General features: G+C 71.5%; 24 protein-coding genes and 1 tRNA gene. 6 read left to right on the forward strand and 19 right to left on the reverse strand.

Going from position 1 to position 23,021, the window contains the following annotated elements; genetic code table 11:
- Window positions 1–6: 6 nt before the first annotated feature.
- Both OU787_RS25465 and OU787_RS25470 read right to left on the reverse strand, forming a co-directional pair.
- Window positions 7–1,206 carry a JmjC domain-containing protein gene (locus tag OU787_RS25465; protein ID WP_268660647.1) on the reverse strand — a complete coding sequence of 400 codons (1,200 nt, stop codon included), beginning with the start codon at window positions 1,204–1,206 and terminating at the stop codon, window positions 7–9.
- A gap of 80 nt (window positions 1,207–1,286) precedes the next feature.
- Complete coding sequence (locus OU787_RS25470; RefSeq protein ID WP_268660648.1) at window positions 1,287–1,454, reverse strand: hypothetical protein; 168 nt, start codon at window positions 1,452–1,454, stop codon at window positions 1,287–1,289.
- A 375-nt stretch (window positions 1,455–1,829) separates the two neighbouring features.
- Here OU787_RS25470 and OU787_RS25475 point away from each other — a divergent pair, with 375 nt between their 5' ends.
- Entirely contained in the window at window positions 1,830–2,681 is an 852-nt protein-coding gene (locus OU787_RS25475) for a hypothetical protein (protein ID WP_268660649.1), read from the forward strand.
- 249 nt (window positions 2,682–2,930) lie between these two features.
- Window positions 2,931–3,299 (forward strand): HIT domain-containing protein, encoded by a 369-nt coding sequence (locus OU787_RS25480; protein ID WP_268660650.1) that lies wholly within the window; start codon window positions 2,931–2,933, stop codon window positions 3,297–3,299.
- A 12-nt stretch (window positions 3,300–3,311) separates the two neighbouring features.
- Here OU787_RS25480 and OU787_RS25485 read toward each other — a convergent pair whose 3' ends face one another.
- From OU787_RS25485 to OU787_RS25535, 11 genes are all read right to left on the reverse strand, one after another.
- A complete protein-coding gene (locus tag OU787_RS25485) occupies window positions 3,312–4,406 on the reverse strand; it encodes a UDP-N-acetylglucosamine--N-acetylmuramyl-(pentapeptide) pyrophosphoryl-undecaprenol N-acetylglucosamine transferase (RefSeq protein WP_268660651.1) in 1,095 nt (364 codons plus the stop codon).
- Between the two features lie 184 nt (window positions 4,407–4,590).
- Window positions 4,591–4,665 (reverse strand) — tRNA-Thr (locus OU787_RS25490).
- Between the two features lie 140 nt (window positions 4,666–4,805).
- Window positions 4,806–6,476 carry a proline--tRNA ligase gene (locus OU787_RS25495; RefSeq protein ID WP_268660652.1) on the reverse strand — a complete coding sequence of 557 codons (1,671 nt, stop codon included), beginning with the start codon at window positions 6,474–6,476 and terminating at the stop codon, window positions 4,806–4,808.
- Entirely contained in the window at window positions 6,473–7,600 is a 1,128-nt protein-coding gene (locus tag OU787_RS25500; RefSeq protein WP_268660653.1) for a glycosyltransferase family 4 protein, read from the reverse strand. The genes OU787_RS25495 and OU787_RS25500 overlap by 4 nt, the downstream gene beginning before the upstream one ends.
- Window positions 7,597–8,343, reverse strand: coding sequence for a WbqC family protein (locus OU787_RS25505; protein ID WP_268660654.1), 747 nt, complete (start codon window positions 8,341–8,343; stop codon window positions 7,597–7,599). Before OU787_RS25505 ends, OU787_RS25500 begins: the two co-directional genes overlap by 4 nt.
- Entirely contained in the window at window positions 8,340–9,038 is a 699-nt protein-coding gene (locus tag OU787_RS25510) for a PIG-L deacetylase family protein (RefSeq protein ID WP_268660655.1), read from the reverse strand. The genes OU787_RS25505 and OU787_RS25510 overlap by 4 nt, the downstream gene beginning before the upstream one ends.
- On the reverse strand, window positions 9,022–9,582 hold the full coding sequence (dcd, locus tag OU787_RS25515; protein ID WP_268660656.1) for a dCTP deaminase: 561 nt from the start codon (window positions 9,580–9,582) through the stop codon (window positions 9,022–9,024). The genes OU787_RS25510 and dcd overlap by 17 nt, the downstream gene beginning before the upstream one ends.
- Complete coding sequence (locus tag OU787_RS25520; protein ID WP_268660657.1) at window positions 9,579–10,133, reverse strand: dCTP deaminase; 555 nt, start codon at window positions 10,131–10,133, stop codon at window positions 9,579–9,581. Before OU787_RS25520 ends, dcd begins: the two co-directional genes overlap by 4 nt.
- The gene (locus OU787_RS25525; protein WP_268660658.1) at window positions 10,130–10,936 is read right to left on the reverse strand and encodes a TauD/TfdA family dioxygenase; all 807 of its coding nucleotides are present in this window, start codon (window positions 10,934–10,936) and stop codon (window positions 10,130–10,132) included. Before OU787_RS25525 ends, OU787_RS25520 begins: the two co-directional genes overlap by 4 nt.
- Entirely contained in the window at window positions 10,933–12,135 is a 1,203-nt protein-coding gene (locus OU787_RS25530; protein ID WP_268660659.1) for a metallophosphoesterase, read from the reverse strand. Before OU787_RS25530 ends, OU787_RS25525 begins: the two co-directional genes overlap by 4 nt.
- 2 nt (window positions 12,136–12,137) lie before the next feature.
- Entirely contained in the window at window positions 12,138–12,785 is a 648-nt protein-coding gene (locus OU787_RS25535) for an rRNA adenine N-6-methyltransferase family protein (RefSeq protein ID WP_268660660.1), read from the reverse strand.
- A 550-nt stretch (window positions 12,786–13,335) separates the two neighbouring features.
- Between OU787_RS25535 and OU787_RS25540 the strand changes: the two genes are divergently transcribed.
- Both OU787_RS25540 and OU787_RS25545 read left to right on the forward strand, forming a co-directional pair.
- Window positions 13,336–14,574, forward strand: a complete 1,239-nt coding sequence (locus OU787_RS25540; RefSeq protein WP_268660661.1) for a hypothetical protein — start codon at window positions 13,336–13,338, stop codon at window positions 14,572–14,574.
- Complete coding sequence (locus tag OU787_RS25545) at window positions 14,571–15,071, forward strand: GNAT family N-acetyltransferase (protein ID WP_268660662.1); 501 nt, start codon at window positions 14,571–14,573, stop codon at window positions 15,069–15,071. Before OU787_RS25540 ends, OU787_RS25545 begins: the two co-directional genes overlap by 4 nt.
- A gap of 16 nt (window positions 15,072–15,087) precedes the next feature.
- Here OU787_RS25545 and OU787_RS25550 read toward each other — a convergent pair whose 3' ends face one another.
- Window positions 15,088–15,675 carry an HD domain-containing protein gene (locus tag OU787_RS25550; protein WP_268660663.1) on the reverse strand — a complete coding sequence of 196 codons (588 nt, stop codon included), beginning with the start codon at window positions 15,673–15,675 and terminating at the stop codon, window positions 15,088–15,090.
- Window positions 15,676–15,695: 20 nt separating this feature from the next.
- Window positions 15,696–16,778 carry a helix-turn-helix domain-containing protein gene (locus OU787_RS25555; RefSeq protein ID WP_268660664.1) on the reverse strand — a complete coding sequence of 361 codons (1,083 nt, stop codon included), beginning with the start codon at window positions 16,776–16,778 and terminating at the stop codon, window positions 15,696–15,698.
- Between the two features lie 615 nt (window positions 16,779–17,393).
- On the opposite strand from OU787_RS25555, the gene OU787_RS25560 reads away from it, so the two are divergent.
- Window positions 17,394–18,263, forward strand: coding sequence for a hypothetical protein (locus tag OU787_RS25560; protein WP_268660665.1), 870 nt, complete (start codon window positions 17,394–17,396; stop codon window positions 18,261–18,263).
- A gap of 117 nt (window positions 18,264–18,380) precedes the next feature.
- Here the strand turns inward: OU787_RS25560 and OU787_RS25565 are convergent, their stop codons facing one another.
- The 4 genes from OU787_RS25565 to OU787_RS25580 all read right to left on the reverse strand — a co-directional run bounded on the left by OU787_RS25565 (window position 18,381) and on the right by OU787_RS25580 (window position 22,294).
- Entirely contained in the window at window positions 18,381–19,565 is a 1,185-nt protein-coding gene (locus OU787_RS25565; protein ID WP_268660666.1) for a cytochrome P450 family protein, read from the reverse strand.
- An 11-nt stretch (window positions 19,566–19,576) separates the two neighbouring features.
- On the reverse strand, window positions 19,577–20,863 hold the full coding sequence (locus tag OU787_RS25570) for an MAB_1171c family putative transporter (protein ID WP_268660667.1): 1,287 nt from the start codon (window positions 20,861–20,863) through the stop codon (window positions 19,577–19,579).
- Window positions 20,842–21,366, reverse strand: a complete 525-nt coding sequence (locus OU787_RS25575; protein WP_268660668.1) for an ImmA/IrrE family metallo-endopeptidase — start codon at window positions 21,364–21,366, stop codon at window positions 20,842–20,844. The genes OU787_RS25570 and OU787_RS25575 overlap by 22 nt, the downstream gene beginning before the upstream one ends.
- Before the next feature lie 463 nt (window positions 21,367–21,829).
- Window positions 21,830–22,294 (reverse strand): helix-turn-helix domain-containing protein, encoded by a 465-nt coding sequence (locus OU787_RS25580; protein WP_157852167.1) that lies wholly within the window; start codon window positions 22,292–22,294, stop codon window positions 21,830–21,832.
- Window positions 22,295–22,622: 328 nt separating this feature from the next.
- On the opposite strand from OU787_RS25580, the gene OU787_RS25585 reads away from it, so the two are divergent.
- The gene (locus tag OU787_RS25585) at window positions 22,623–22,958 is read left to right on the forward strand and encodes a hypothetical protein (RefSeq protein WP_268660669.1); all 336 of its coding nucleotides are present in this window, start codon (window positions 22,623–22,625) and stop codon (window positions 22,956–22,958) included.
- Window positions 22,959–23,021: the final 63 nt, after the last annotated feature.

Genomic DNA, 23,021 nt, shown 5'->3' on the forward strand with positions numbered 1-23,021 from the left:
CCGCGGTCAGGACGTGGCGTTCGTGACGAGACCGGTGTAGCCCGAGGACAACTCGTCGGTCAGCGGCGCGCAAACCTTCTCCTTCACCAGCAGGGCGGCCACCTCGTGCACCTCGGTTCCCACGACGGTCTCGGCATCGGACAGGACCACCGGGTGTCCGCTGAGCAGGACGCGCAGGGCCGCCTCCGCCTTGGCGGCGAAGACGAGCCGCTGCCCGGCGGCGAGCACCTCCACCGTGCTGCCGACTGTCCGAATCTCGGGGCGGAAGTTGGTGGTGCACACCGCCCCGGTGAGCGGACCGAAGACCTCCAGGTACGGGACCTGCCGGGCCGGACCGGCCGCACGCTCGTACGCCGCGAGAAACTCCGCTGGCCGACGCTCGGCGGCCAGTGCCTGTGCCGCGGTGACCAGTTCGCTGTGGTCGGCATCCGGGGTGCGGTCGAGGTCGTGCCGGAAGACCTCCCGATCGCGACACCAGTCCGCCAGCCACGCCATCCAGCTGGCACCGGTGCGCTTGGTGATGCCGAACGTGACGTGCAGGGAATGCCCGGCCTCACCGTGCCCGGTCCTGGTCGCCTGGTGCCAGTGGCCGCGCGGGATGTGCATCACCTCGCCGGCGCGCAGCACGCCCGACCACAGCACGTCCTCGGGCGGCGTGGCGTTGGGGTCGGAGTCCCGGTACATCGGCGCCACGCGCGAGGTCCCGCGGACCTCCCAGCCCTTCTCACCCGCCAACTGCACCACGAGGACGTCGTGATCGTCCCAGTGCAGCGGAAAGCCCTGCGCCTCGCCGGTGGTCCAGTAGACGTTCACCTGGACGCGCTCACCGCTCCACCACTGCAGCGCACGGCATGCCACCTCCAAGGTGGGGTCCGCGACGTTCGCCTGGTCGAGGATCAGCGTCGCGCCCTCGCCGAGCAGCCGCCCCAGCGCGTTCATGTTGACCATAGAGATGCTCTGCCCCCGGGGGCTGACGCTGTCGGTGTAGTACACCGCCGGGTGGACTTCCACCTGCTTCTGGAACACCCGGAACTGCGGCCGTTGCAGGCTCCGCCGCATCACCAGGTCGAGCAGTCGCTGCGGAGTGAGCAGCCGCTCCCCGAGGTTCGCGCTCCCCGTGCTGCCGCGCGCGAACCGCTCCCCGATCGCCCCTGGCCCTCTCCACCCCAGCGCCGCTTCGACCGCGCTGATCAACCCGTGCTCCACCCGAACCTCCCCTTGGTCTGCTTCCCCGGACGCAACCGGTCGGCGGGCGAGCGGAGGACGCTCGCCCGCCGACCGGCCGTTCACGCGCTCTCGTGCAGGTTGCCGTCGCCACCCGGCCACGGGTCGTCGCCGCCGGAACCCGCGTTGTCCGACCGGAGGCTGTCGTACCGGTCGTGGACGGCGCCCAGCTCCTCGACCGCGAGCAGCAGCCCGCTGCCTTGCTCGGCGGGGCTCGTCGGTTTGTCCATCACGTTTCGCTCCTTCCTTGCCTCCGAACCGGGGCCGGAGGTGATCGGGAAGCGGAGCCCATCCGCATGACGGCCTGACCGTTCCTGGACTGCCTACGGGATGGCCTCGCGCTGGGCGCTCATCATCACCCCCAACCGCGCGCGGCCATATTCCTTGATGAATATCGAGCGCTGCCCGATGCGGAAGCCACGCGCCGACGGATAGCAGTCCATGGTTGTTCCGTAACGGCGAACCCTCGCAGCCCGTGCCGTGGCGGACAATCCGAGGATCAGAGAGCCCCAACCGGTGGCCAGGCCGGCAACGTCGCTGCTGCCGTCACATCCTTCGTCGCTCGGCCGTTGCATCTCGACCCGACCAGCTCAGGAGCGTGATCCGTGCAGTTGCCTGACGAATCAACCAGGGTGCGGATGGAAGCCGCGCACGCGACCGCTGCCACCCACTTCGGCGTGACCTGCACCGGTGACCCCGTCTGGGGCTTCGCCGGAAGCACCATCGGTCGCCGCGCCGGCATCCACTGGCTGCGCGTCGCCGCCACCTCACCGACCAGCACCCGGACGCCCGGGCACGGCATCGCCGGAGCAGACGCACTCCTTCCCGCGAACATCCCCCGGCCGCGCCTGCACGGCATCCACGACTGGACGGACGGGGAGCACGGCTACCAGGCCGACCTCCTCGACCACATCACCGACCCGATCGTCTCCTCCCGCCCCGACTTGCCCACCAACCCCCGCCTCTCCGACAGCTGGTGGGACAACCTCCGCCGCGCCGTCGAGGACCTGGCCGCCGCCGACGGCGTCCGGACCACCGTCCGAGACGCCTGGATCGAGAGGGCGTTCCCGCAGTTCCTCGGCATCCCCGCGCCGACGACTATCCATCGGGTGACCGGCCACGGAGACCTCCACTGGGCCAACCTGGCCGGTCCCACCCTGACCATCATCGACTGGGAACGCTGGGGCCGCGTCCCGTTCGGCTTCGACGCCGGGCTGCTCCACGCCAACAGCCTCCTCGTCCCCGACACCGCCGCCCGCGTCCGGTATGAGTTCCGCGACACCCTCGACACCCCGGCCGGCCGGATCGGCGAACTGTCGGCCCTAGCCGAGATGCTCCAAGCCGTGGCCCGCGGTTGGTACCCAGAACTCGGGGGCCCGCTCGCCAAACGAGCGCAAGAGCTGACGGGGGTCACCCCTCCGATCGACGCCGGAGCTGAACTATCCGGTTGGGGGTGACGTACCCCAGTCCAGCCCGCTCGTGTGAAAGCGGAGCCCTCCCCGGCAGGAGGGCTCCGCTTTCACACGAGCGGGCTGGAAGGCGTTGAGCCGCATGCCGAATTCGACGGATCATCACAAGAGCGACGGAAGCTGATCCCTCGTCAGCCGTCGAAGCTACGCTGGTTTGCCTGTAGGCCAACTTCAACGGCTGCGGCATCTCCGGCGCTCCCTGCTCGGTATGGCCGCAGCCCCAAGGACAGGTGCATCGTGACGACTTCAGCGCCCCAGACTCCCAAGGTTTCGGACTTCTACTGCGACGAGGCCCTGAGCGGTCGTACACCGGTAAAGGTGGTGGAGGAGACCGACACGGTGCTCGCGTTCGAGCACACGAAGCCCTCCTACCCGGTACACGTCGTGGTCGTCCCGAAGAGGCACATCCCGTCGCTGGTGAACCTGGGCGACGGCACGGAGGAGGACCTGGCCGACGTCTTCCGGGTGGTGCGGATGGTGGCGGCGCGGGTGCGCGAGGAGTACGGGGCGGCGTGCGTGGTGACGAACGAGGGCGCGTACCAGGAGTCGAAGCACCTGCACGTGCACGTGCTGTACCGGGGCGACCTCCCGGAGGGCCTGGTCTGAGTCCGGGGCGGTTCAGCTGGCGTGCCGGCCGCGCGGGCGGGTGAGGGCGATCGTCCGGGCGGCGATTTCCCGGGCGGTACGGCGGACAGCTTCGGGGTCGGGGCGGCGGCGGGCACCGCCGAGCGCAGGCAGCAACTGCTCGCAGGCATGCAGGAGGGGGGTCCCGTCGGCCATCTCCTCGTCGGCGACGACGAGGCAGGTGGCGTGCTGGGCGTACGCCTTCGCGTTGTCGAGCTGGTCGCCGCGGCTGACGGAGGCCGGCAGCGGGACGAGGACGGCGGGCTTGGCCAGCGCGTGCAGCTCGGCCAGCGTGGTCGCTCCGGCGCGGCCGATGACGAGGTCGGCGAGCGTGAGGGCGTCGACCATGTCGTCGTGCAGGTACTCCTGCTGCCAGTAGCCGGGCGTGGAGGCCAGGGCGGGGTCGAGGTTGCCGCGCCCGCAGATGTGGACGACAGAGAAGTGCCGGGTTAGGCCGCCGAGTTGGCGGCGCACGGCCTCGTTGACGCGCTGGGATCCGCTGCTGCCGCAGAAGACGAGCAGCACCGGCGGCCCGGTGGGGATGCCCAGGCGGGCGCGGAAGTCCTCGGGCCGGCCGTCGGCGAGGTCGTCGCGCAGGGGAAGGCCGGTGACCACCGTCTTGCGGCTGAGCCACCGGGGCAAGCCGGGGGTGTCCTCGGCGAGGAAGACGGTGGTGGCGACGCGGGCGAGGATGCGGTTGGCCAGGCCGAGGGTGTGGTCGGACTCGTGGATGGCCAGGGGGATGCGGGTGAGCCACGCGGCGATCCCGACCGGCACCGACACGTAGCTGCCCTTGGAGAAGACGACGTCGGGCCTCTCGCGCCGCATCGCCCGCCAGGCGGCGAAGATCCCGCGGGCGACGGTGAGCGGCATGGCGAGGTTGCTCCAGGAGCGGAAGCGCTGCAGGCCCGCCGAGGGGACGGCCGCGAGCCGGATGCCGGCCTTCGCCGCGAGGTCCGCTTCGATGCTTCCGGCTCGGCCGAAATAGACGAGTTCGCATTCCGCGCGCCGCAGTTCGGCGGCCACGGCCAGGGCGGGGACGACGTGACCGGCGCTCGCGCCGCCGGTGATTCCAATTTTCCGATTCACGCGGTGGAGCGTAGCAGGCTTTTGGAAAATCGGACCCACTCCGGGGAATCCATTCGCCATATTTCCGGGAGAAATTCACGCCCCGGGGCGGGGGTGGCGGCGGCGGGTCGTGAAACCTGCGGCCCCGGGCCAGCAGCCAGGCTCGGGGCGACGCGCCTTCGGCCGCCGGACGGCGGCGGGGCAGTGGTCGGGCTGGCTGGGTTCGAACCAGCTCCTTGGCAACACTTATGCCATGCTCTTTCCGTTGAGCTCCAGCCCGTAATGAAAGAAACGCTAGCGCATTCCCGATGGGGTCGTCAATGACCAATCCTCAAGCTATTTCAGGCGAATTTTGGCATGCCAATTCCGGCACCGGGCCTTTCTTTTCCGGTGCCGGAATCCCCGTGGTCGGCGGTCAGGTCAGGCGGCGCTCCTCAGCAGGGTGTGGAGCTGGTCGGAGGTGATGGGGCTGCGGCGGCCTGTCCAGCGGTCGATGGCCTCCAGCTCCCCGTCCGCGCGCTGGGGGGAGAGCACGAGGGCGGTGGGCACGCCGAGCGCCTGGGCGTAGTGGAACTTCTCCCCCGCGGGCAGGGGCCGGTCGTCGACGAGCATGCGCAGCCCGAGTTGCTGGAGCCGGCGGACGGTGCGGCCGGTGCGTTCCTGCTGCTCGGCCTGGTCGGAGCGCAGGACGACGAGGTGGACGTCGGCGGGGCCGGTGCCGGGCTTCCACCGCAGGCCGTCGGCGTCCCGGTGGACGCCGGCCAGGGTCTGGATGCAGCGGGTGAGGCCGATCCCGGAGCAGCCCATGTAGGGGGTGCGCTGGATGCCGCTCTCGTCGGTGAAGGTCAGGCGCATCTTGCCGGAGTACTGGGTGCCGAGTTCGAAGACGTGCGCGACCTCGACGGCTTCGGTCGCCAGGTAGCGGCCGCGGGGGCAGCGCCCGCAGTCGAGGCCGTCGGCGGCGGTGTGGACGTCGGCGGGGTACAGGGGCAGCGGCGCAAGGCCGGTGGCGCCGGTCCACGATGCTCCAGTGCGCAGACTGTCGGGCCCGTCGGCGATGGTGAAGCTCTCCAGGTGGGTGACGGAGAGGTCGTGGAGGACGTCGATTCCCGCGCAGTCCCAGGGGGTGAGGGTGCCGGCGGCTTTCCCGAGCAGGGCGGGCAGCTCGTCGGGGTCGAGGAGTTCGACGTGGTGGCCGGGGCCGAGGGCGGCGGTGAGCTTGCGGACGCTGATGGTCAGATCGGAGCGGATGCAGACCGCGGTGGGCCGGGTGGCGTTGTCCGGGCCGGTGACGGCGAAGACGATGACGTTGACGACGGGCTCGCTGCGGGGGGCGGTGCGGGGGAAGGCGGCGGTCAGGACGGTGCCGTCGCCGCGGTGGCCGCAGTGGTCGCAGGCGAGGATGCTGCTCTGGCCGAAGTCGGCGAGGAGGAGGTGTTCGGTGGTCGGGCCGGCGGAGATGGCTCCGCCGTCGGCGGGGGCCTGGAAGACGCCGTGCAGGCCGATGCCGGTGAGGGCTTCGGTGCAGGACTGGTTGAGCAGGCGGATCGACTCCAGCATGCCCGCGCGGTCGGGATCGAAGGTGTAGGCGTCGGCCATGGTGAACTCCCGTCCGCGCATCAGGCCGCCGCGGGGGGAGAGTTCGTCGCGGAACTTCGTGGTGTTCAGGGCCAGGCGCACCGGCAGGTCGCGGTGGGAGCGCAGGTGGGAGCGGACGGTGGCGGTGGCCATCTCCTCGGAGGTCGGCGCGAGGCACATGTCGGCGCCGCCGACGCGGGTGGTGACCAGCGCGCCCTCGGCGGTGTAGACCTCCCACCGGCCGGATTCCTCCCACAGGGTCCGGCTCTGCAGGGTGGGCAGGGCGAGGCTGTTGAATCCGTTGCGTTCGAAGGCGTCCCGGGTGATGCGGTCGAGCCGGTCGCGTACGCGCAGGCCGAGCGGGAGCAGGGTGTGCACGCCGGTGGTGTCGGTGCGGCCGACGAGGCCGAGGTGTTCGAGCAGGTCCTTCGTGGGGGCGGTGGGGTCGGTGGCGCGGGGGCGGGGTGCGGGGAACAGCCGGGATGCGAACAGCGGGGCTGGTGCGGTGGTCACGCGGCGGCTCCGATCGCGTCGCGGGTGATCTGGTCGAGGCGGTGGGCGCTGTGGACGATGCCGTAGCAGGAGGCGTTGGCCAGGCCCGCGGTGCTCAGCTCGGTGCGCAGCGTGCGGTCGGCGGCGAGCTTGTCGATCGCCTGGGCGAGGTCGGCGGCGTCGCCGGGGGTGTAGGGCAGGCCGGCGGAGCCGAGGGTCTGGGTCATCCCGGCGACGTCGGAGTAGATGACGGGCAGGGCGTGGGCCTGGGCCTCGATGGCGACCAGGCCGAACGCCTCCAGGCCGGAGGTGGTGAACACGAAGGCGTCGAAGTCGGCGAAGCGCTCCCACAGGGTGCCGCGGGGCGCGAACGGCTCGAAGCGGACGCGGCCGGTGAGGCCGAGTTCCCGGGCCTGCTGCTGGAGGTTGTCCTGCTCGGGGCCGCTGCCGATGACGGTCAGCTCGTGCCGGTGTTCGGTGAGCGCCATCGCCTCGACGGCGGTGCGGGTGGACTTGTTGGCGTCCAGGCGGCCGGCGTGCAGCAGCCGCAGCGGGCGGGTGTCGGCGTGGGTGGCCGGCGCGGTGCGGGCTGCGCGGGCAAGGGGGATGCCCCAGGGGACGAGGGCCGTCTTGTCGCGGTAGCGGTGGCCGGTCAGGTCGCCGATCCGCTCGGCGAGGGCCTGGTTGGGGGTGACGACGGTGGTCGCGCCCGCGACGATCTCGGTGAGGACGTCGCGGGCGAGCGGGTCGGCGTCGGCCGCGATGACGTCGGTGCCGTGGGCGATGGCGACGACCGGGGTGCCCTGGGCGGCGCGCACGAAGGCGAGGGAGAGGCCGAAGCCGAGGTGCTGGGCGTGGATGACGTGCGGGCGGGCCCGGTCGAGGTGCTGGCGGACCTCGGCGGTCAGGGCGTCGACGTAGGCGGCGAAGCCGGGCCCGTAGGGGGCCTTGGTGGCGGCGGCGAGGACGGTCTCCTCGAAGCCGTGCTGCCAGGCGGGGTCGGCGGGCGGGAGTGCGAGGAACGTGGTGCGGGCGCGGTCGGCCATCTCCCGGTACAGGTCGGAGCAGAAGATCATGGAGCCGCAGGAGGGTGCCAGCGGCAGGTCGATGCCGGTGGTGATCCGCGGCCGGGCGGCGGTGCTCATGCGGGTTGTCCTTCCTGCTGGAGGGAGTCGAGGTAGGTGGTGAGGCCGGTGCGCAGCAGGGCGGAGGTGCCGGCCCAGCCGATCGCGCTGGCGGTGTCGAGGACGGACAGGTTCGGCGTGAAGCCCTGTTGGGGCCACGCCTGCTCGTAGACCGGGTGCCGTGGCAGGTACTCGTTCCAGGTGACGGCGATGCCGGCTGCGGCGAGGTCGGCGGGGTCGAGGTAGCCGCGGGTGCCGGAGCCGGCCCACAGCTCGTCGGCCCCGGCGGCCTGGCAGATGCGCACGATCCGGCCAGTGCGGTCGGCCGTCGGCTCGATCGGGAGCCGGGAGGTGAGGGTGAGTCGGGCGGGCGCGCCGAGGGCGGCGGCCAGGCCCGCGGTGAGGTCGAGGTTGAGGTCGAGCAGCCACCGGTGCCCGGCGCCGAGCACCGGGGCGAGGACCTGCAGGACTTCGTCCAGGTGGCGGCTGCGGCCGTAGGCGAGCCGCACCTGCCGGAGGATCTTGTCCGGGTCGAAGGCGTCGGCGATCCGCACGTCCTTGATCAGCTGGCCGTGGTTCTTGACCACCGGGACGGTCAGCCACTTGACGCCGTCCGGGGTCTTGATCCGGTTGCGGTTCTGGAAGCCGCCGTCCTCGTACTGGACGTTGTCGTACAGGGCGACGGTGGAGCACGCAAACAGGGCCTCGCAGAATCCCAACCACGGGGCGAACGGCGGCTGTTCGATGTAGAGCCGGTTGTTCACCGGTCCTCCTCGGGGGCGAGCAGGGTGATCAGGGACGTCTCGAACGCCTCGAAGCGGCGACCGGCGGCGGCACGGACCGGGGCGAGGCTCCAACCGGCGGCGGCGGCGCGGTGGCGGGTGAAGTCCTCGCCGAGGTACCAGCGGCCGGCCTGGCTGCGGTGGGCGGTGAGGGCCTTGACCTTGTCGGGGAGCAGGTCGGTGATGTCCACCAGGACGGTGGGGTGGAAGTCGCCCCGGGGGGCGTGGGGCTGGCCGTGCAGGATCGTGGCGCAGGTGCCGATCCGGGTCGCGGCGTTGACGGCGGCCTGCGCGACGGCGAGGTGGTCCTGGTGGTCGGGCCCGGCGTGCAGGCTGTGGGTGATCAGGACGGTGCAGCCCAGGCGGGCGAGTTCGGCCTCGATGCGGGAGACCAGTTCGCGGTCGGGCGCCAGCGCGCCGTCGGCGAAGCCCAGGGTGACGAGGTCGATGCCGCTGCCGGCATAGGAGGCCGCGGATTCGCCCGTCCGCTCCCGGCCGGTGAGGCTGACGCCTCGGTCCCGGTCGGTGAGGGAGACGCCGTTGACCCCGGTGGTGACGACGACGACGGTGACGGCCGCGCCCTGCTCCCGGTAGCGGAGCAGGGTGCCGTAGCACATCAGCTCGGCGTCGTCGGGGTGCGCGACCACCGCGACGACCTGCTCACGCGGCGGCTGCACGGGCGTCCTCCTTCTGGAAGTCGCGCCAGATCTGCGACGGCTCGGGCAGGGTGCTGCCCTGGTACTTCCCGCTGTACAGCTCCCGCCGGCCGGTGGGCACCCAGAAGGTCACCTGGCCGATCCGCTGGCCCGGGTAGACCCTCACCGGTTGCACGGCGTGGAACTGCAGGGTCAGGCGGCCGAGCGAGCCGAGGTCGATCAGGTCGGCGGTGCAGTGGACGAACAACCCGGTGCGGGCGGTGGAGGAGCGGGCCCGGATGATCGGCACGAAATGCTCGGAGCCGATCGTCTCGGCGGTGGAGGCCAGGTAGATCCGGCCGGGGCGCAGGACCATGCCCTCCTCGGGGATGGTGGAGCGCACGAACCGGTTGGGCCGGCGGCAGTCGAGGGTGCGCCCGCCCCACCAGCGTCGCCGGTACCAGCCGATGTCCGAACTGAGGTGGAAGTCGTAGGAGTTGGGGCTCAGGAGCGAGGTGTCGAAGGGGCTGATGGTGATCCGCCCCTCCTCGACCTCCGCTCCGATCTGGTGGCCGGTGAGGATCACGCGGCGCTCACCTCCGGGAAGGGCACGGCTGCGCTGCCGGCCAGGGCGTGGGGAGCGAACGGGGCGGGGTCGCTGAGGGTGCCGTAGTACCCGCCGTAGGGCATGTGGTCGCCGACCGCGTCCCAGAAGGAGACCTGGCCGATGACCATGCCCGGATACACCCGAAGCGGCTGGGTGACGACGATCTCCAGCGTCCAGCGGTGGACCGCGCCGAGCTGGGCGAGGTCGGCGGAGATCTGGGTGAACAGCCCCAGGCGGCCGACGGAGGAGCGGCCGATCAGGCTGGTGACGAAGCGGTCGGAGCCGATGCGCTCGACGGTCGAGCCGAGGTAGACCCGGCCGGGCCGCAGCCGGTAGCCGCGGGCCGGGATCGTGATCGTCCGGGTCGGCGGGCTGGTGCGCGGGTCGACGGGCGTGCGGGTGAACACCTTGAGCGTCTCGCCGAGCCGGTAGCCGTGGCTGTTCGGGTTCGTGTACTGCGGCAGGAACGGCTCGATGGTGATGTGGCCGGCCTGTACCGCGTCGGCGATGGCGGGGCCGGTGAGGATCACCGCACACCGCCCTGCACGTAGGTCTGCCGCAGCAGCCGCCGCCGTCCGGGCTCGATCGCCTCCTGGCCTTCGCCGAGCGGCATCCGGCCGTGGGCCCAGCGCAGCTGGTCGAAGACGAGCAGCTGCCCGGGGCGGAGCCGGACCGTGGTGCGCTGGCGCAGCGCCGCGTCGGCGAGGGCGCCGAACGCGGCGGCCGTCTCCTGCCGGGCGGAGCCGGCGCCCTCCACGAGTTCGCCGCGCAGCAGGTGCGGGCGCATCTTGCTGGTGAACCGGATCGGCAGGCCCGGCTCCAGCCGCTCGGGCAGGACCGCGAAGCGCTCCAGCGGGTCGCCGACGCCGTGCACGCCCTGGTCGGTCCAGTAGGAGAAGACCGGCTGCTGGAGCAGCGCCCGTTCGGCGTCGCCGAGTTCGGCGGCGGCCGCCCACAGGTCGGCCAGGGCCGAGGCCCCGCCGCCCGCCGGGTCCTCCTGCTGGCAGTACAGCGCGATGTAGCGCGGGATCAGGTCGCGGTCGACCAGGTCGACGTGCAGCTGGTTCTCCCCGGTGCCGTGGGTGCGGCCCGGGTCGGCCTCGGTGCGCACCTGGAGGCTGCTCCAGCAGCCGTCGACCGGGTAGACGGCCAGCACGGGGCCCAGCGCGGACAACAGGCCGAGCGCGAGTTCCTGGTTGAGACGGTGGTCGGCCGGGTCGAAGGCGACCAGCACCCGCCCGTCGCCTTCGCCGGTGATGTGCTCGGCGAAGGCGCGCGGCGCGGTGGGGCCGTCGAGGAAACCGGCGGCGGGCAGCGGCAGCAGATCGGTCACGATGCCTCCTTGACGTGTTCGGTGAGCAGGCCGCGCAGGGTGCGCGGCGAATCGAGCGCCCTGGCCGGCAGTCCGAGGCGCTCGGCCAGGTATGCGGTGGTGGCGACGGTGCCCGGACGGCCGGTCGTCCCGGCGGTGACGGGGCTTTCCCCCAGGGCCTCGGCCAGGGCGGCGACCTGCTCGGCGGTGCGCGGGCCGTCCAGGACGACCAGGGCGGTGTCGAAGGGTGCGGCGGCCACGAGCGCCTGCCGGTCGACGTGCCGGGGCAGGCCGGTACGCAAGGTGGCGAGGTTGAGGACGAAGGCGTCGGCACCCGCCGCGCGCCGACCCCGATCAGCGATCAGCTCGGCGAGCTGGCGCCGGTCGTCCACCGGCACGGCCAGGTCGCCGATCACCGCGCTGCCCCAGGCCCGGAACGCGCCGACCGCCTCCCGCACGTAAGGCGGCACCAGCCCGCGCGGAGCCTCGCGGCCTCCGGTGTACTCGATGCTGAACGAGGGCTCGCCCTGGCCGAGTTCGATCCGCAGCAGGCCGGTACCGCACTCGGGCGGCTTGACGACGTACCGCGGCGGGATCGCCCAGTGGCCCGTCGGGCTGTGGCAGTGCCCGGCCACCACGATCTCCAGCGGGCCGCCGGCGAGCTGGAGCGCCACGTCCTCCTCGAAGCCGCTGTGGCTCAGCCCGACCACCACCTCGGCGCCCGCCTCCAGCAGCCGGTCCCGCTCGGCGGCCAGCAGGGCCGGGGTCGGCTCCTCGAACACGAACCCGTCCCGCTCGGCGACCGGGACCGCCCCGAACGCCTGGGCCCCGAGCACGCCCACGACCCCAATACGCCGACCGGCCGCCTCCAGCAGCAGCCCCCGCTCCCACCGCCCGGCGAAGGCCGGCGGCGGGGTCAGGTTCGCGCACACCACTGGCGGGAACCGCTCGGGCTCGTGCAGCCGCATCAGGTCGGCCAGGTCGTGGTTACCGGGCACCACAGCGTCGTAGAGGTCGGCGAGCAACCGCTCCTCCGTGCGTCCCCGGGAGTACTCGTGGAAGGCGCTGCCGCCGAAGAAGTCGCCGACGTCCACGACCAGCGCGCCCTGCTCGCGCAGCACCCGGACCTCGGCCAGCATCCCCGCGCCGTCCGGCACCGCGGAGTGGAAGCAGCCCGTCGCCGCCACCGTCACGGTGTTGGTCCCCAGTCCCCTGTCCACGCTCAGCACCTCGTGATCGACACGACGCGCAGCGGGACGGCCGCCTGGGGCCAGAAGTCGTGACGCGAGATCCCGTCGACCTCCTCCAGCCGCAGGCCGGCACCGAACCAGTCCCCGGCGGCGGTGTGGTCGGCCGTGGCCGCGGGCAGCACGGCCAGGCCGCGCGCGACCTTGACGGAGGAGCCGAACACGTGGGCGGCGATCCCGAAGGCCAGCGACCAGTCGAACGGAAGGATCGACAAGAACACCGTGCCGACGGGCAGCTCGCGGTCGAGGTCGACCGCCCGGACGTCCGACAGGAGCGGCCGGGCCCGGTCGCCATACGGTTCGAGCGCCGCGCACAGCGCCTCGGCCATCCGCGGGTCCTTCTCCACCGCCCAGATCGGGTGACCGGCCCGCGCGACCGCGGCGGACAACGTACCCAGGCCCGCCCCCACTTCCAGCACCGCGTCACCGGGGCGCAGACCCGTCAGGTCCAGCAGCCGCGCCGCTACTGCCGGGGAACGCAGGAAGTGCTGGCCGAGGTCGGTCCGGGTCTGGAAACGGCTGTCCCGCAGGTCTGCGACGACCGCGCTCTCCGCCGCCTGCGGCGTGGCCGTCGAGGGCGCCGCCGCGAGCTCCGGGCTGCGCGTCCTGACAGAGGCTGTCATGGGTTTCTCCTTCCGCAAGATGTGAGCCGGAGGGCCCTCGCAGGACTCGCTCCGACCGCAACGGGGCCGAGACCTCAACTGCTCAGCAGATCGGTCGGTCTGACTTGCTCCGGCGCCAGGGAGGGGCTCTGATGCGCCAACTACGCTAGAAATGAACGAAGTCGGGAAACACTCACCGGGAGTACGGGTTCGCGTTCCTCCGCGCCGACGCTGCCGCGCGGATGCACAAGAACACACCCTTCGTCGGCCAGTCGGCAGAGGCAGAAGCCGCGAGCGTCGAGAACTTCGCGCGGTCGGTGTGAAAAGCCGCGAATTCGAGCACGCACCAGCCTGGTTGACGTACCGTCGCCAGGTGACAACGCTCGGAGACTCCCAGCTAGGGGCCGAGGCGGAACCCTCTTGCGACCGCCCCGGAGCGGTTCTGGCTCAGGCCCTTGGATACGCCAACTGGTCGCCCCGCGAGCTGGTCCGCGAGGTCAACGGAAGGCTCGCGGGCCTTGGCGAACAACGACTCGACCTCACCGTCGCCCACGCCTGGAGCCGCGGTTCGGTGCCCCGCTCCGAGACGGTCCGCCGCCTGGCCGCCGCAGTGCTGACGGAGAGGACCGGCCGGCCCTACACCCCGGCCACGCTCTGGGGGATTCCGGAACGTGGCCAGAGGGATGACCGGACTGTCACTGACAATCTGGTCGGACGCCGCTCGCTGGCCTCCGTTCTGGCCACCGCCACCGCCTGGAACGCGACTTCCCCCGCATCCCAGGCGACTCTGCGACCGTCCAGCGACCTGTTCACCGCGGTCTGGGACGCCGACCGGCAGCAGCCCCAGAGCACCGGGCGCGACAGCGGCACCGACCACGTGCTGCCGCCGATGATGACGCTGCTGGAATCGCACCTCGCCGACCTGCGCCGTCTCGACGACGCCACCGGAGGAGGTGCCATCTCCCAGCGGTACGTCCGCACCGCGCTCGACGGAGTGCTGTCGCTCCTGCAGAACAGCCGATACACGCCGGACATCGGCACCCGGCTCCTACGAACCGCTGCAGGTCTCGCCCAGCTCGCCGGGTGGATGGCCTTCGACGCCGACCTCTCGGCCTCGGGCCAGCGCTACCAGCTGCTCGCGATCCGCCTCGCCCGGGCCAGCGCGGACCACGACACCGTCGCCAACGTCCTCGGGATGCTCGCCTACCAGCACGCGGCGGCCGGCAACCCCACGGCCGCCATCCGCTTCGCCGAGATCGCCGTCGAAACAGCCGCCAAGAGCCTGCCCACCGTCCGGGCCCGCGCCCTGGGGCGGCTCGCCACCGCCCATGCTGCCGCCGGCGACATCGACGCCTTCCGATCCGCCACCGACCGCTGCCGCGCGTTCCTTGAACACCGCCGCGACGACGACCCCCCGGCGCTCTACTACTTCACCGCCGACCAGGTGGCCGCCGAGAGCGGGCAGGGCCTCGTGGAGCTGGCCGCAGCCAACCCCGGTGCCAAGGGCCGCCGACTGCTGGAGGAAGCGCACAGCCTCCTGGCACCGATCACCGCGCACGGCCCCACCACCGGCTACACCCGCTCCGCCTTCCTGCACGGCGTCCACCTCGCCAGGGCACACCTCCTCGCCCACGACACCGAGACCACCCTCGCCACCTTCGGAAAACTCACCACCCACCTGCCTGACGTCCAGTCCGTGCGCTGCCGCAACCTGCTGCTCAGGATCCGTCGGCACGCCGGTACCCGGATCAAGTCGGCAAGCGGCAAGGATGCGCTGCAGCAAGTGGACAGGGCACTATCGGGCATATGACGCCGCCCGGTCTTGCCCGCCCCGTTGCCGCCGTGCTCTCCGCCGTCCCGTACGACCACCCGGAGGCCCGCCGCCTCACCAACGCCCTGCATGCGGAACAGACCGCCATGTACGGCTTCGCCGACGACCCGGCGGCCACCGAGCCGGAACTCTTCGCGCCGCCGAACGGCCTCTTCCTCCTCGCCCGCCCGGACGGCCACGACGAGGCACTCGCCTGCGGCGGCTGGCACCTGGTCGCTCCCGCCACCGTCGAGATCAAGCGTATGTACGTCGCTCCGGCAGCCCGTGGCCTCGCCCTGGGCAGCCGGGTCCTGCGCGCCCTGGAGCGCCAGGCGTACGAACACGGCGCACGACGCGCCATCCTGGAAACCGGCAGCCGCAACCTGGCTGCGCTCGCCTTGTACGAACACCTCGGATACCGGCCGATCCCCCCTTACGCTCCCGGCCGCAACCCGCTCGTCAACCGAGCCATGGCCAAACAACTCACGGCGGCGTAGGGGCAATCCGGGCACGTCAGGCTGGTGTGGTCTGCCAGTCGGTGTGGTCGAGCGCGAGGGCGGCGTCGGCGATCTGCTGGGCGGAGGCGGTGGTGAGGGCCGCGCGGCAGCGGTCAATCTTGCCCTGCACGGCGGGGATGCCCGTGGCGCGGTACTCGGCGGCGCGCAGCAGGCAGTCGAGTTTGTCGGCGTCCTTGGCGCAGCGGGCCTCGGGGGTGGTGCCCTCCTCGAACTCGGCGATCGCGTTGGCGAAGAGGGACTGGACGGCGGTGTGGGCGGCCGCGGTCTGGTCGGCGACGACCTTGCGGGGGTCGGCTGCGGTGACGTACTTGCGGGTGAGGGGGGTGAGGTCGCCAGTGCGGGCTTCGGGGACGTCGTGGAGGGTGCCGAGCAGGGCGGTGCGGTTGGGGTCGGCGCCCTCCAGGGCGGCGAGGGTGGCGGCGATGACGGCGACCCGGTGGCTGTGCTCGGTGACGGTCTCGGTGGCGGTCAGCGGGATGCCGTCCTGCCGCCAGCCGGTGCGGGGCAGGGCGCGTAGGGAGCCGGTCTCGAACAGCAGGCGGGCGATGCCGGCCGCTTCCTCATGGTCGAGCTGGTGTGCCATGCGGTCCTCCTGGCGATCCGTCACCCGTCGATTCGACCGTAGCGCAGGCGGTCCAGGTCGCGGCGGGACGTCGGGGAGATCAGGGTGCCGTCGAGGAGTTGAGGCGTGAGGGTGTAGAACGCCTGGGCGGCGTCCGGTGCTGCGTGCGGCAGCCACGGGTGCAGGTGGAGCAGGGTGCTGATCGAGTGGACGTACAGGTCGACGGTGCCGGGGGCGAGGTGGAAGGAGGAGACGAGGGCGCGGTAGAGGCGGATCGGGTCCCAGCTCGCCGGGTCGGGGTGGTGCATGAAGGTGTCGTCGGTGCGGTCGGCGGGCATCGCGCCGAGCCACAGCGCCCAGTAGGCGAGGTTGGCGAGTTCGCCGTGCTCGTCGTCCAGCAGGGCGGTGGAGATGAAGTGTCTTAGCTGGTCGGGGTCTCCCTGGCGGGCGGCGACGGTGGCGACGGTGCGGGCCTCGATGGAGCGGGGGCCGTGGCCGCGTCGGCCGAGCGCGGGGCGCATGCCGCGCAGGGCCTGTTCCGACCAGGCGGCGGCGTCGGGCGCGGTGTCGTAGGAGGCGAGGTAGAGGGCCTGGCGGTGCAGCAGCCTGCCGTGATCGTCGGCGGTGGCGCGCTCGGCGGTGTCGCGCAGGTTGGTGAAGAAGCGGGCGCGGTCGGCCGCGGGCAGCAGGGGGCCGGGGCGGGCCGGGCCGCGCCGGGGCCGAGAGGCGTGGGCGGCCAGCGCCGGCGGCGGGGTGCCGCGCAGCGCCCAGGCGACCAGGAGGGCGGAGTCGCGGGGCTGGACCCACCCGGCCAGCGGGTGGCGGCCGGTCTCGGCGGGCGGGTCGAGGACGGCGGCCAGGATGCGGTCGGCGTCCAGCGCCGCGCCGCTGTGCGCGAGCAGCATCGGGTCAGCGCCGAGCAGGGCCAGACGGCGGCGCAGGTCGAGGTGGTCGCCCGCGCGCAGGTGGGGCAGCGGGCGGCGGCCGGACTCCCAGCCCTGCACGGTGCCGACGTCCAGGTGCAGGGCCTCGGCCAGGCCCTCCTGGGTGAGCGGGATGCTCTCGCGGGCCAGCCGTAGCAGGTAGCCGGAGACCAGGCCGACCGACGGTGCTTTCGCGGACACGGCACCCCTCCTTCATGCGTTGCCTCTCGGTTTGTCGCCCCCGCCCGGCGATGCGCACAGCGCTTGAGCCGTCCCCGCGCGCCAACTGCTGGAGGGCATGGCGTTGGGTACCCGCGCTGCATTGTCAGCGTAGGGAGCGGCAACCCGTACCGGTGGTGAGCTTCTCAGAATCCTTAATTTACTGACCCGTTGGCACATCAGGTGTCTGGCCGTGATGCTCATCCTCAACCTTGTCACGGGCTTTGCCTGGTATAGCCATCGCCTGCTCGGCCGGCACCAGGGCACCCCATCCTGACGTACCGCCCCACCGTCGAGTTCGCCGTTTGTGTCCTGTCCATCGAAATGAGCAGGCTGTCAAAAGCCGGGGGCGGGCGCTGTCGGCCGAGTTGTTCGGCAGGAGGTCAAGTCTGCGGAGGCGGCACGACCTTGTGCACGATGTGATCAAGGTCGCTCCGTGCTGGCTTCACTTGCACCAGCTTCCTGGCTATGGTCCGTCGTCCCTCGGCTGGGACTGGTCCAGCCGCGGTTCCGAGGAGGCTCTCCCTGCGTATCCACCGTAGCCCGCACCCGTCCAACTTCGTGATCGTTCCCAATGCCTTGGCGCAGAACCGCTCCATGAGCTACACCGCCCGCGGGCTGCTGGTGGATCTCCTGTCCCGGCCGGACGACTGGCGTGAGACGTGCCGTCAGATGGCGGACTCGAGCCCGCAGGGGCGCAAGACCTTGGCGGCGGCCCTGGATGAGCTGCGGGCCTGGGGGTACTACCGCGTGGAGGTCATCCGTCTGCCGAACGGCCGGGTCCGTTCCGAGGCGCACGTTTTCGATCGCCCGCAGACGGGGCTGCTGCCGGGTGCCACTGCGCCGGGCTCCGGTGAGCCGGAGTGCGGTGATCGTGGCGTCCTTCCAAAGGACCTGGTGAAAGAACCCTCCCTCCCCTCCGGCGAGGACACGGCACCGCTCGCGGACGCGAGCCCGGCCGACGAGGAGGGCGGGCGGGAGGAGAGCGTTCCCGAACAGACTCCCCAGCTCCGCCGTGCTGTGCCTCCAGAGCGCCCGGAGGACCTCGACGAGGAGTCGCTCGCGGCGGTGAACGTCCTGCTGAGAGCAGTACGGCCGGAGCGGAGGCTGCCGCTGGGTGTCGCCGAGGCGGCGGCGCTCGCTCCGCTGGTTCGGGAGTGGATGGATCGCGGGGCCTCGCAGGACGAGCTGCGACAGGCGCTGCTCGTAGGGCTGCCTGAGGTGGTGCACTCCCCGATCGCGGTGGTGCGGTCGAGGTTGGAGCGGAAGAAGCCCGCTGGGCGGTCCGCCGCTCTGCGACAGCGGCTGGCGGAGTGCGAGCTGTGCCGCGACCCGCTGCCCGAGCCGGGGCTGTGCGGGAGTTGCCGAGGCGCTGGCCGGAACGACGTCGCCCAGGAGCATGGTGCCCAGGTGACCGCGCGCGGCATGGCCAAGGTGCGTGCAGCGATGGCGAGTTCGCGGCGCTGAAGCCCGCTGTGCGCCCGTGTCCACCAGGGTGGCCCCGAAGGACCGGGCGACAGCGTTCGGGCCCGTGTCGGCCCGCCGCGGGCCGTTGTGGCACACGGACGGGGCGGCGGCAGCGGGCTACAGCCGGACGGGTAGTGCTTCCAGGCCGCGTACGAGCCTGGAGTGCCGCCACGGCAACTGCTCGGCCGGCTCGGCCAGGCGCATGCCGGGGAAGCGCTCCAGCAACAGGCGCAGAACGATCTCGACCTCGGCTTGGGCCAAGGGCGCGCCGAGACACCGGTGGATGCCGTGACCGAACGCCAGGTGCGCTCGGGCGTCGGGCCGACCGAGGTCGAGCCGGTCCGGGTCGGCGAAGCGGCCCGGGTCGCGGTTGGCGGCGCCGGGGCTGACGAAGACCGGGCTGCCTGCCGGCACCTCCGCGTCACCGATCCGTGAGTCCGCCGGTGCCCACCGCCAGGTCGCGATGCTGACCGGGGAGTCGTAGCGCAGCAGTTCGTCGACGGCCCCCGCGATCCGGTCCGGATCGGCGTGCAGCAGCGCGAGCTGCTCGGGGTGTTGGAGCAGAGCCAGGACGCTGTTTCCGATCGCTGCAGTCGTCGTCTCGTGGCCGGCGACCAGGAGCAGTACCGAGAGGGAGACCAGCTCCAGTTCGCTGAGCTGGTCGCCGTCCTCGTCGCGGACGGCGACCAGCGCGGACAGCAGTGCCGCGTCGGGTTCCCGGTGCTTGGCCGCTGCGAGGCCGCCCATGTAGTCGGCCAGCGCGTGGGAGGCGGCGTCGATCCGCTCGTGGTCGCCGGTGGCGAGCAGGTCCGACGACCAACGGCGGATCCTCTCACGGTCGGCGGCGGGGACGCCGAGGAGCTGGCAGATCACAGTGCCCGGCAGCGGTACGGCCAGCCCCTCCATCAGGTCCACCCGGTCGCCGGGACACCAGCCGTCGACCAGTTCCTCAGCGAGAGCGAGCACCGCCGGACGCAGCTGCTGGACGCGGGCCGGGGTGAAGGCCCGGGTGACCAGGCGGCGCAGCCGCGTGTGGTCGGGCGGGTCGCTGTTGAGCATGGTGCTGGCCAGCGCCGGGTGCAGCGCCCTCCCGGAAGGACGGTCGGCGAAGAACGCAATGGTGTCCTTCGACAGCCGGGGGTCGGCGAGTGCGGCCCGGGCCTGGTCGTACCCGGTGACCACGGTCGCGGTCCCCGAGCTGCCACCCACGGGCACCTGCGCGACGGGGCACCTCTGCCGCATTGCGGCGTAGACGGGGTAGCGGTCGCGGTAGAAGGCGGGGTCGGAGAAGGGGCTGGCCATGGTGCTCGCTCCTATGCCGCGTCCAACGCGGGGGGCTGGTGCGCTGCGGCGATGCGGTGGACGATCTCGTTCGAGGTGTACTGCTCGGCCACCAACCGTAGCCAGACAGCCTCCTTCCCCAGGTCCGCCTCGCGGGCGGAGCCCTGATCGGCCAGCGGCGCGGGGTCGTATTGGGCGCGAGCGCCCCAGCGAGCGGCCTGGATGGCGCCAGCGACAACCGTTGCTTCGACCACGGCGTCCGCCTCGATGCCGGTGATGCCGGCGTCGGCCACGGCTTCCTCGGCGGCCCTCTGCACCGCCCGGGAGCGGTACTCCTCAAGGCTGAGGATGCCGTCGGCGATCTCGACGGTGCGGCGGTGCAGGACGAGGTCGGGTTCCGCGTCGTCGCCGAGGGTGGCCAGTACGACGTCGGGGTCCACCGAGGTGAGGTCCTGCCACAGGGGAGCCATGATCTGGGCGGTCTGCCGCTGCCAAGCGGTGAGCCTGCGCTTGGCCAGCGGCCACAGCATCGCGGGCACGGTCAGTCCAGCGGTGATCAGCAGCACGCCGGTCAACGGGGCCGTGAAGCTGAAAGCACAGCGGTAGGGGGTCACCGGGGAGGTGCACCGCGGGCCTCCCGGGAAGAGTTCGACGTGGGCGAGGCTCGCGGCGGAGTTCACGACCTTGTAGAGCAGGTAGACGAGGACGAAGGAGCATCCGCTTGCAACGGCCTTGAGTCCGATCTTGTGGACACGCCAGTCTGTCTCGGTGCTGCGCCGCCAGGTCTGTACGAGGGCGTCGTAGGTGGCGTGCCCCATGAAGGCGACGTAGGCGATGGTGTACACGGCGAGCGTGACGGGCGCCTGGCCCCAGTGGGTGTTGGTGAAGGGGCTGCTCCACCGCCGGTCGGCGGGGGTGGAGAAGAACGCCACGCTCATCACCGCGACGGTCAAGGCCAGCAGCCGCAGCCGAGGCCGCAGCTTGGCGCGGGCCGGCGCGGGGTCGTGGTTGAGGGCGAAGAGGAAGCCGACGACGGCGAGGCTCGCACACAGCATCAAGGCGTTGCTGATCAGCTTGGCGAGGTCACGGGTTACGAGGTCGGCGGCGTCCTGGACCACGGGGTTGAAGCCGATGATGGCGATCGCCCAGGCGACGAGCAGTACGGCCGTCGAGACGGCGTTAGACGGTCTGGGCACCCCGTCGGGGCGGGGGCGCATCCAGAAGGCGGCAGCCGCGAGCAGTAGGGCGGGCAGGCCGAAGGTGATGAGGGAGATCACGGTGGCGCTGTTCTCTCGTCTTAGGTGTACATGGCAGCCCACCGCTCGGAGGCGGCGGCGGGGCGGGTTGAGGGAGTCTTGCGTTCGCGGACCATCCGCGAGACCAGCAGAGAGCCGAGGAACTCGGCCTCCTGCTCCTCGGGGGTGTTGTAGGAAGTGCGCGCCGAGATGCCGAGCGCGCCCATCCAGTCGATCTCGGACGCGAGTTGGGCGTCCGTCTTGAAGTCGGCCCGGTTCACGGTGCCGGCATGGTCGAACAAGATGTGGCCCAGTTCGTGGGCGATGATCTGCAGGCGCAGAAGTGGTGGCGCGCTCTGCTCGTAGAAGACGACCTCGCGATCGTCGTAGCGCTGGCGCAGGCCGCAGCCGTCACTTTCCTGCATCGCCTTGGGCTCGCACTCGATGCGCCGGCCAACGCGGGCGGAGACCGCCTCGATCAGTTCGGCCTCTGTGAACCGATGAGGCAGGTCAAGGTGCAGCAGAAGGTCCTCGCAAGCGGTGCGCAGCGATTCGGCATGCACGATCCCCTCCCAAGAAATGATCATGAACTTGCCACCCGGATTCCGAGTCGGACTTGGCGGCTCGGTGCGATGGCAACGTGAGGATGTTAAGCACATCGCATAAAGATCGTTTAGGTCTTTTGCCTGCCCGGTGTCCGAATATTGGACGGTATGGGGTTGCATGGTTACTCAACGTCGCGCCTGATCGGCTTGTGACCTGTGGTGATATCGGAAGCCACCGGGGATGTCACGGACAGTCCCCGAACCTTTCACTACCGAAAGTAATAAGTCGGGATCATGTCAAAGGGGAGAGTGATGTGCATCACTCTCTTCCTCTTGTTGGATTCCTTCCCGCTATCTCCGGGGTGGATTCATTTCCCTGTGTCAGGGGATGGAGCTGTCACATTTGGGGAGGGGGGGGAATTCCTGATGGACAATCAGGAATGTGCCCCGGTGGATCTCCGCGCGTAGAATTTCCGTCGCGCTCCGACCGGGTCCCGAAGAGGGCTCAGGGCGTCGGCTCGCCCGGCTCCTCCACTGGAGGCAAGCCCTGCGAGCTGCGTGCCATGTCGATCGACTCCCTCACGAAGCGCAGGCCGCGGGCGTCGAGCCCCTTGCTGCGCAGGGCGATCGACTGGACGCCGGCGTCCTCCATGGCGCGCTGGAGGTCGCGGCCGGCGATCTCCTTGCCCGGGTCGTCCGAGACCCAGTACGTAGGGGGGACGTCGAAGAATGCTGCGATCTTCATGAGGGTGTCGATCGTGGGGTTGGTCTTGTCCCCTCGTCGCATGCCCCGGAGCAGGGTGTCGCTGATCCCGGTGCCGGCGGAGACCTCGCCGACGGTGTACGGGCCGCGGTTGTCGGGGTGGCGCTCCTCGAAGAGGCGGTCGAGGCGCTCGGCAATCTGCGCAAGGCCCTTGTCCTTGTCTGCCTGTCCGCCCATCGCACTGCCCTCCGTGTCGGATCGTCCCACGGGCGCACTTTAGTACCCAACAGTGCTCGGATGCACGCCAGGGCCAGAACTTTAGTGTCCCATTCTGGCGAACTCTGGTGTACGTTGATCTCGCCGAAGGGAAACTAGAGTGCAGAATCCCTGGTGGGGGGCGTATCGTGCCTGCTCATCTGGGGGATGCCATCGCTGGCGCGCCGGTCATGCCGGTAGGGCAGCGGCTTCGGCCGCCCTCGGCGGAGGGCCCAGGAGTTGGCGCTCCCGGACCTCTCCGCATGCGAGGACGTCGATCACGTCCGACGCCGGCCTCCGCCTCTCACAACGCGGCCGGACATCAGCCCAGGAGTCTCGCATGTCCTCCTCGATCCGCACAACCGGGGCCCGTGACGGCCGCCTGGTCGCCACCACCTCCGTGGCCTTTGCCGAGATCCTCGCCAGGCTCGCTCCCGGCGCCGCCTCCGTGCGCCTGAACAGTGCCGCAGAGAGCGGCCTGCCGCGCACGGCCGAGGCGTACGACGCGCACGGCCGACACGTCCCCCAGCCGCTGGCGATCCGCCAGGCGATGGCCCGCTGGATCAGCACCGCTTTCCCGCTCGACCGCGGATGCCCCCACCGCCTCGACCTGGCCACCGGGGAGCTGACCGCTCTCGCTGCCGCCGGCGGCGAGGACCTCCCGCTGGCAGCCTGAGCCTTCACCTTCACCACGTCCGACGACGGGCCGGCTCGCCGCCCCCGGACGGCCGCGCCGCGC

It is taken from the genome of Kitasatospora sp. YST-16, from assembly GCF_026802215.1.
GTDB lineage: Bacteria > Actinomycetota > Actinomycetes > Streptomycetales > Streptomycetaceae > Kitasatospora > Kitasatospora cineracea.

Bases quoted from the DNA above. Each gene is read 5' to 3' on its own strand.
- OU787_RS25500 (WP_268660653.1), bottom strand. From the start codon at position 7,600: ATGAGCACCGCCGCCCGGCCGCGGATCACCACCGGCATCGACCTGCCG.
- OU787_RS25585 (WP_268660669.1), top strand. From the start codon at position 22,623: ATGTCCTCCTCGATCCGCACAACCGGGGCCCGTGACGGCCGCCTGGTC.
- OU787_RS25470 (WP_268660648.1), bottom strand. From the start codon at position 1,454: ATGGACAAACCGACGAGCCCCGCCGAGCAAGGCAGCGGGCTGCTGCTC.
- OU787_RS25560 (WP_268660665.1), top strand. From the start codon at position 17,394: ATGAGCTACACCGCCCGCGGGCTGCTGGTGGATCTCCTGTCCCGGCCG.
- OU787_RS25535 (WP_268660660.1), bottom strand. From the start codon at position 12,785: ATGACAGCCTCTGTCAGGACGCGCAGCCCGGAGCTCGCGGCGGCGCCC.
- OU787_RS25565 (WP_268660666.1), bottom strand. From the start codon at position 19,565: ATGGCCAGCCCCTTCTCCGACCCCGCCTTCTACCGCGACCGCTACCCC.
- OU787_RS25550 (WP_268660663.1), bottom strand. From the start codon at position 15,675: ATGGCACACCAGCTCGACCATGAGGAAGCGGCCGGCATCGCCCGCCTG.
- OU787_RS25545 (WP_268660662.1), top strand. From the start codon at position 14,571: ATGACGCCGCCCGGTCTTGCCCGCCCCGTTGCCGCCGTGCTCTCCGCC.
- OU787_RS25575 (WP_268660668.1), bottom strand. From the start codon at position 21,366: ATGATCATTTCTTGGGAGGGGATCGTGCATGCCGAATCGCTGCGCACC.